We start from the raw sequence: 8,141 nt of genomic DNA on the forward strand, positions 1-8,141 counted from the left end.
CCTCACTGCGCGGGGCGCGCATACGAGAACACAGTAAAACCACCGAATGACACCTTAGACTGCGTATCCCGTGGTAGCGCGAATGTGTTCTCTGCTAAAGCGGTGTAGGGCTGAGGTGCGAAAGTCATCCCCACCCTACAAGGTCTCCGATTATTTAGCCTTACTCTCCGCTGCAGGCTTTCCACCGAGAATAGTTTCCACCTCTGAATGTGGACGGGGGATGACGTGTACGGACACCAATTCGCCAACGGCTTTCGCGGCTTCTGCGCCGGCATCCGTTGCTGCTTGCACCGCGCCAACATCTCCGCGAACTAAGACAGTGACAAAACCGCCGCCTACCTGCTCTTTTCCGACTAATTGGACGTTTGCGGCTTTTACCATAGTGTCGGCGGCTTCAATCGCACCGACGAGTCCGCGTGTTTCAACCATTCCTAATGCTTCATTGCTCATGTAATTAAGCTCCTTGTCTTTAAAAAAATAAAATCTGAGGCACCCTGCGGCGCACCACCGATATCTGTTTGTAACGTTGCCATAGTGTGAATGCGTGCATAGCTCCCTTAATCAAATATACTCGTTAATAATGATACTACAAAATCCGCATTTCTGCAAGTCAAATTTTTAGAGTTTACGCGATTTTCTTATAAGCACCTACGTGCCGCACCTCGCCAGCAAATGTTCAGACAATTACGGTTGCCCTTTCACGAACCTTTTTCTACTGATAACTCTCACTGCGAGGAGAACCAACCGATAACTGATAACCCATAACTGAAAACTATTTTCCAATTTTATCTTGACTTTTAATCAGGATTCTGCTAAAATATTTAAGGTGTTGACGACGGTCAGTCAAAACTTTTTTAAACGAAATCTGAAGCACCGCATTGTCCTATCGTGTGAAAGGTGGTTGTGTGGAGCCGGACGAGTTAAATTTCGGAGTAGCTTGCAAGAAGAATTTTCTATTAAAAAGTCAACGAAGGAGAACCCATTTTGAATAAGAATTTGGAGGCGAAACAGGTAGCCGCGGTCGAAAAAATCCTGTCCAGCGTGCCAGAAGCCTCAGCGTATTCCCCAGTAACGGATTCCTTAAGCAGAGCAGCTGAGTTAGGTGAGGATAAAATTGTAGCTGTGCTTAACAGTTTCAGTTCAATGCCTCAGTCAACAACTGTTTTCGCGAATCCCGCACTTCACAAAACCGCGGTTGACTGTGCTGGCACGCAGATAACATTGAACATCCGTAGTTTTGCACTTCGCGGTATTGTGTCCGAGAGTGAGATTATCGCAAACCGGCTGAGTCCTGCGTATGTCATCTTCGTCGGGCTTTTCGGTAGGAGACCTGAAACCGATACGGATGGAATTGATGAAGAAGCACTGCTATCAGAATTAATAGATAAGAAATTTTATGAGGTCACGACGGATCGCAGAGAGAGTCTCGCAGGTAACCAACGCCTCGTTAATCAGATCGCAGAATTTGTTAAAGCCTTCCCAGAAGCGGGCCCTGACGCTGTCATTCAACATTTCTCAACACTCCGTAAACTCAGCAATCCAGATCAAAAAGGAATTAGTGGTACAAGAGATTCCAGTGAACTTCTTGCCGAACTCATTGACACGCACATGGAGAATGTCGCCGTAGGAACGGTCTCTACCTATATGCGGCATCAGCTCCGCGAGAACAACGCACTGCACCCGCAAGTCCTCGCGATGCGCGCGAGTGATCTCATCACAGAACACGAAAAGAGTGGTAAAACCGCCTTCCAGACCTCCTATAGCCTCCTCTTGGGACGAGAGGCGAGCACGATTGAAGCGGATATTCTGGAGCGGATGGGCATCATACAGACGCACCACGGCTCCGCAGGTTCCAACGTTGTCGCACGCTATCTGGCTACTTTGCACACTGCCGCGGTCTCCGACTTTTTTGTCGCCTCTCAGATGACCTTAGATGGGAACCGACATTTCGGTGCAATTCATGATATGACGGCGTTTATTAACGAAATTGAATCCCTTGATGACGCTGCGCTTGAAGAAGCGATCCAGCAACGAATGCTGACTGCACTCCCGACCTTTGGACACCCCGAAATCGCCGCCGCTGGACGCTCCGATGAAATCCAGCAGGATCCCAGACCCGCCATCTATTTTAATCCCTTCTTAGAGGCTATTGACAACGGTGATATTCAACTCAATGATCGGCAGAAAAAGCGTTTAAGTATTGCACAGCGTATTTACCAGCTCGCCTTCATTGAAGGTTTTGTCCGACCCGGACGTGAAGACCAGCCACCCCTCCGTTTAACGCCAAACACCGACTTTGGCGGGTGGTCTGTACAAGAAGGTATGGGCATCTATGAAAATGACAGAACGCTGTTGACATATATCTTCCGCGGTTTCGGCTGGATGATGGATGCACGTGAACAACTCCAGTTGAAAATTATCCGACCTGTTATCCCACCGCACCCTGATATTATTCCGAAACCCACCGACGATATGACGATTCCAAATGAAGTCGTCGCATTACATAACCGGATGGCAGGTGCGAACGCCTTTTAAGAGTTATCGGTTATTAGTTATCGGTTTTCAGTTAAGGAGAGAATTCGTTAAATCTAAGGTCTCTTTTAACTGATAACTGAGGACTGAAAACTGAAACCATTTAGAGAGGAATACCAGTGATTGAATTAGAGCAATTAGTAGCACCAACAGAGGGTGAAAGGATTGGACTCGCCAACGGGCAACTCGTCGTGCCGAATAAGCCGATTATCCCTGTTATTGAAGGCGACGGCATCGGACGAGACATAATGAAGGTGACGCGCCGTGTCGTTGATGCTGCTGTCCAGACCGCCTACAACGGTGAAAATCAGATCGTTTGGTTTGATGTCTATGCTGGCGAAAACGCCATGGCAAAGTACAATGAGTGGCTACCACAGGATACCTTTGACGCGATTGAATACTTCCGCGTTGCCCTGAAAGGGCCCCTCACAACACCTGTTGGTGGTGGTTTCCGTAGTTTAAACGTGACGCTCCGTCAGGTACTTGAACTCTACGCCTGTGTGCGTCCTGTCCGCTATTTCCAAGGTGTTCCTGCCCCTGTCACGCATCCCGAAAAGATGAATGTGGTTATCTTCCGTGAGAACACCGAAGATGTCTACGCCGGTATTGAGTGGGAACAAGGCACACCGGAAGTGAAAAAGGTGATTGAGCTGCTCCGCACCGAAATGGGCGTTGACATTCGTGAAGATTCGGGTATCGGTGTAAAACCGATCAGTATTTTCGGTACGAAACGCTTGGCACGCATGGCGATCCAATACGCAATTGATCACGGTAGACGCAGTGTTACTTTTGTCCACAAAGGTAACATCATGAAGTTTACCGAAGGTGCGTTCTGTGCGTGGGGATATGAACTCGCCAAAGAGGAGTTCGCCGAGCAAACCATCACGGAAGATGAACTCTATAGCGATTATGACGGTAAGTGCCCAGAAGGCAAAATTGTCGTCAATGACCGGATCGCCGACAGCATGTTGCAGCAGATTCTCACACGTACCGATGAATACGATGTGATTGTCACACCGAATTTGAACGGTGATTATCTCTCAGATGCCGCCGCTGCACAGGTTGGTGGTATCGGTATGGCACCGGGTGGTAACCTCAGCGATGAGGTCGCACTTTTTGAGGCGACGCACGGCACCGCACCGAAGTACACCGACCAGGATGTCGTCAATCCCGGTTCACTGATTCTCTCTGCGGTGATGATGCTTGAGCATCTCGGTTGGCAGGAAGCCGCTGATCTGATTATTGGCGGACTTGAGAAGACTATCCTCCAAAAGCGGGTGACCTACGATCTGGAACGTCTGATGGAAGGCGCGACAAAGGTCCGTACCTCCGAGTTCGGCGCAGCGATTGTCGAAAACTTCTAACCCAAGCACTTTCCATAGCACGTAGCGAAGGAGTGGCACATGTCCCTAAAAACGAAGCTTATTCTCGCAGCGGGTGTGTCGGTTGTCATCGGCATCGGATTCGTCCTTGAATTACATCGTCTTCACAGACGTATATTGGGAGAGTTAGTCGAAATCCGCAAGCAAGGTGAAAAGTAGTAGGCACCCGCCGTGTGCCGTAACGCCAATCCCCATAGGTGTAGTTTATAACCACATCCTGTTTCCCTCTCTGAATTGGTAGATGCGATTTGTAACCGTACCTATTTTCTTATACGAAGCCTTAGAGATACCCTTCTTTCTATGTACACAAGCGGGTATACATTATGATTACCGAACTCAGCGCACAAAATTTCAAATCGTGGAAAGATACCGGTAAATTACAGATAGCACCCTTAACCGGATTTTTCGGCGCGAACAGCTCTGGCAAAACCAGCATTCTGCAAACGCTGCTCATGCTAAAGCAGACTGTGGAACGTCCACCAAATTGGAATGGAATAATTGATTTCGGTGATATGGATTCCCTCGTTAACTTAGGCAGTTTTGACGACCTGATTCACCAACACAAACGGGATATACCACTCAAAATTTCTCTCTCGTGGAAATTTTCCGAAAAACTAAGCATAGTGGACATGGACGAAGTGGATATCCTCTCCTTTGAACTCAGTCTTTTTGACAATGAGAATTCGGTCCCTGGTGTGTCTTTCAATTATAATATTGGTGAAAAAAACCTTGCAGTAGACTCGAACGGTCAAGATGTTCTTTTAATTTCTGTTCCTGTTGAACTTAAGTCTCATGACGAGTCTCTATTCCGGTGCTATGGGCTTCGTAGTGCTCACTATCATAATCAGGAAGTTTTTTCGTCCCTCCAAATCCGTTTTGAAAACCTGTTCCGTAGTATCCGCTACCTCGGTCCCCTCCGCGACTATCCGCGTCAGAATTACACATGGCAGGGGAAGCATTCGCCAGGTGTAGGAAAGCATGGCGAAGATATGGTCACCGCCCTCTTTTCTGGACGAATTCAACTCCTTTCTATTGAAGAACAGATTCCCAAATGGCTACAGCAGTTGGATTTAATCGACTCCTATCGCCTCAATCCAGCTCTTGACACAGAGACAGATTATGAATTCCTCGTCCGAAAGTATAAGGGAGGTCCCGAAGTCCGACTCACAGATGTCGGCTTCGGCGTTTCACAAGTACTGCCGGTATTAGTTCTCTGCTATTACGTCCCCGAGGGAAGTATCCTCATCCTTGAACAACCTGAAGCGCACCTCCACCCAAAAGTGCAGTCAGAACTGGCGGATCTTCTCATTGAGGTCGTAAAAAATCGGCAACTCCAAATTATCCTTGAGAGCCACAGCGAGCATCTGATTCTGCGCTTAATGCGACGCATCGCTGAGGAGCAAATTTCTGCGGACGATACCGCCTTCTATTTTTGCGAAATGAACGAAGGCGTATCTGAAATTGAGAGGCTCAACGTCGATGACTACGGAAACATCACGAATTGGCCGCAAAACTTCTTCGGGGATCAGATGGGCGACTTGGCAGCAAAGACTAAAGCGGAGATGAGACGTAAGAAAGCCAGCAAATGATGAAAGTTATCGTAGATACAAATGTCCCGCTGGTTGCCAATGGAAGAGCAGACCAAGCCTCTGAAGACTGCGTAGAAACCTGTATTGACGAACTGATGAAGATTACCGAAGGTAATGTAAAATTAGTGTTGGATGACCAGCGGCGAATTATTGAGGAATACCGGAATAAGTTGAATCCCGGAGGTTTTCCTGGTGTTGGAGACGCTTTCCTCAAATGGGCGGAGATAAATTGGGCAAACCCGCAACAATGCGACTTGGTTTCCATCACGCCTGTTGATGATTTAGAAACTAATTTTCAAGAGTTCCCAACAGACCCTGCATTAGAGGATTTCGATCCAGATGATAAAAAATTCATCGCTGTCGCACTTGCACACTCCGAAAAACCTCCCATCCTGCAAGCAGTAGATAGTGAATGGTGGAATTACCGAGATGCCCTCCGTCAGAATAGTGTCACAGTTGATTTCATTTGTGAAGATGATATTCGTTCGATGCTAAGTGCGTAACGCCTCAAAACATAGGAGAGATAGCGTGATCTATGAAATAAGAACCTATAACCTGAAACTCGGTCAACTTAACGAATACTGGGAACGCTTCGGCGAAAAGTTACCGGCTCGCCAAGAACTATCCAAACTCGGTGGGCATTGGTACACCGAAGTAGGACCGCTGAATCAGATGGTTGCCGTATGGCCCTACGAAAGTCTCGAACAGCGGGCAGAAATCCGACGCGCTGCCGAAGCCGAACCAAATCCGGTATGGCCCCCCGATACAAGCGATCTCATTGTGTCGATGGTCTCTGAGATTTTTCTGCCAGCCCCGTTTATGGAACCCTTAGGTGAAAAAGACCTCGGTCCGTTGTATGAAATGCGTTTGTACACCTATCCCGTCGAAGGCATGCCGCAAGTGCTGGAGGCGTGGAGTGCTGCTATCCCCGAACGCGTGAAGTTCTCACCGTTGGCAGGTTGTTGGTACTCGGAATACGGTGGTGTCAACAATTTCATCCATCTATGGGCATATCGAAGTTTTGAGGAACGCGCCCGAATCCGAGCAGAAACGCGAGAGAAAGGTGTCTGGCCCCCCAAAGGCTCTGTCAGACCCATCACACAGGAAAGCAAACTCCTGCTCCCTGCCCCGTTTTCACCGATGCAGTAATTTGACTTCCACAACGATAAATCCGTATAGCCTCGTAGGGGTGGCATCTGTCCAGTTTCTCAATCTCTGCGCCGCTGGCGAGGTTTGTAACCTCGCCTTTTCTTTCCAGCACCTACTGACCGCTGCTTGTTATCTGAAAAAATATGGGCAAGGAAAGAGATTCCTCGCCAAAAAGAATTGAACTGGTGTTCATTTTTTTTTCACTTTTTTCATATCTTCCTCAGTTTGATTGGGATCGTCGGTTGGCACAACTTTGGAGTCAAGCGGATGAGACAAGCTGTAATTAGCACCCCGTCCACTCCGGATAACGCCCTGTGATGCCTCAACGAGACGGTAAAAATCCAATACCAGTTGAGCATCAATTTTGGGATTGTTTTCGATAGTCTCTACGTCAACATTCTGACTGGAAGATGTATTCGCCTTAGATTCATCGTCCTTGTCTTCCGTCGTAGAGGAAGTGGTAGGATCGCGTAAGTCCTTCATTAGCAAACCCTCTTGCGTTATTAAAAAGTTATCTCAGTTACTGCTCCGAGCTCTTGATGGACGCGCCGCAAATCTTCTGAGAACATTTCGGGTATGTACAAACAAGTCATGCTCGCTTGAAATAAAGAAACTCATGTAATATTCAAGCGATTTGAAATAGTAATCAAGAGCGACAGAGAGGTTTGGATTATCCTCAATCCTCTCAATTTTCAGACGAATGGGATCCGATGCTAATGTGTCTCTTGAGATCGCGCGCCCATGAGAACGCCAACGTTCATAATCACCCAGTACTTTGGCTATTTCTTCTGCTCTTTCTGTTTTTTCTTCAGCGGTAACAGGGGATCCTGTCGAACTGTGGGTATCCCAATCTCTAAATTTATAGGTAGAGAGCCAGTCAGCCAGAAGATCCTGCGATAATAGGCGCGCTTGTTCAAATTGGTAAAGTTCTCCTGGGTCGAAATTGTTGAGAAGAATCAGTTCTGCCGTGTTCAACTGTCCCGATTCTGCTCTTTCATGGAGTCGCTGGTACTGATTCAGATATGACATGGCTGGCACAAATCTTCCATCCCTCTCAATTTGGGGATCGATCGGTCCCAAACATGAAAAGTAATTCATGTAAATTTGATTTCCTGCCATCACGAAAACTGTACCGGCAGACATAGCCCGATCAGGAACAAGGAAGTCAACTTCATTGTAGTGATGACGGATAACAGTTACCATCCGTTCAACGACTTCAACGATGCCACCAACTGTGTCTAAAACAACGGCTATTCTCCCCCTGCGATTCCGAACCCTTTCAATAGTATTCCTGATGGTGTTTTCTAACCCAGGCCGTATCGGACCGAAGATCGTGAGTACGTCTGACTGGAGGACATCCTCAAGCCCAATAAGGTCTTGATTGAGGAGATCCCTTACTTGAGTTTGATGGTTAGTGGGACCTTGTGTCACTAACTGATATTTCTCAGAAGTTATGCGAAAGCCATAGTTATCAAGGTTCTTTTGGTAT

9 protein-coding genes are annotated in these 8,141 nt (G+C 47.5%); 6 read left to right on the forward strand and 3 right to left on the reverse strand.

What is annotated here, in order from left to right:
* Positions 1–150: 150 nt before the first annotated feature.
* A complete protein-coding gene (locus tag OXH39_13575; protein MCY3551485.1) occupies positions 151–450 on the reverse strand; it encodes a BMC domain-containing protein in 300 nt (99 codons plus the stop codon).
* 534 nt (positions 451–984) lie between these two features.
* Between OXH39_13575 and OXH39_13580 the strand changes: the two genes are divergently transcribed.
* The 6 genes from OXH39_13580 (at position 985) to OXH39_13605 (ending at position 6,652) form a co-directional block, all read left to right on the forward strand.
* Positions 985–2,535 carry a hypothetical protein gene (locus OXH39_13580; GenBank protein ID MCY3551486.1) on the forward strand — a complete coding sequence of 517 codons (1,551 nt, stop codon included), beginning with the start codon at positions 985–987 and terminating at the stop codon, positions 2,533–2,535.
* 116 nt (positions 2,536–2,651) lie between these two features.
* Positions 2,652–3,896, forward strand: coding sequence for an isocitrate dehydrogenase (NADP(+)) (gene icd, locus OXH39_13585; GenBank protein ID MCY3551487.1), 1,245 nt, complete (start codon positions 2,652–2,654; stop codon positions 3,894–3,896).
* Between the two features lie 39 nt (positions 3,897–3,935).
* Positions 3,936–4,073 carry a hypothetical protein gene (locus OXH39_13590; protein MCY3551488.1) on the forward strand — a complete coding sequence of 46 codons (138 nt, stop codon included), beginning with the start codon at positions 3,936–3,938 and terminating at the stop codon, positions 4,071–4,073.
* 164 nt (positions 4,074–4,237) lie between these two features.
* Entirely contained in the window at positions 4,238–5,503 is a 1,266-nt protein-coding gene (locus OXH39_13595; GenBank protein MCY3551489.1) for a DUF3696 domain-containing protein, read from the forward strand.
* Positions 5,500–6,006, forward strand: a complete 507-nt coding sequence (locus OXH39_13600; GenBank protein ID MCY3551490.1) for a hypothetical protein — start codon at positions 5,500–5,502, stop codon at positions 6,004–6,006. Before OXH39_13595 ends, OXH39_13600 begins: the two co-directional genes overlap by 4 nt.
* Before the next feature lie 25 nt (positions 6,007–6,031).
* Positions 6,032–6,652: an NIPSNAP family protein gene (locus OXH39_13605; protein ID MCY3551491.1), complete on the forward strand. Its 621-nt coding sequence runs from the start codon at positions 6,032–6,034 to the stop codon at positions 6,650–6,652.
* 189 nt (positions 6,653–6,841) lie between these two features.
* On the opposite strand, the gene OXH39_13610 is transcribed toward OXH39_13605, so the two are convergent.
* Together OXH39_13610 and OXH39_13615 are read right to left on the reverse strand one after the other, a co-directional pair.
* Complete coding sequence (locus OXH39_13610; protein ID MCY3551492.1) at positions 6,842–7,135, reverse strand: hypothetical protein; 294 nt, start codon at positions 7,133–7,135, stop codon at positions 6,842–6,844.
* Positions 7,136–7,168: 33 nt separating this feature from the next.
* On the reverse strand, positions 7,169–8,141 hold a 973-nt coding region (locus OXH39_13615), incomplete at its 5' end, for a hypothetical protein (GenBank protein ID MCY3551493.1).

This window comes from Candidatus Poribacteria bacterium, assembly GCA_026702755.1.
In the GTDB taxonomy this organism is placed as follows: domain Bacteria; phylum Poribacteria; class WGA-4E; order WGA-4E; family WGA-3G; genus WGA-3G.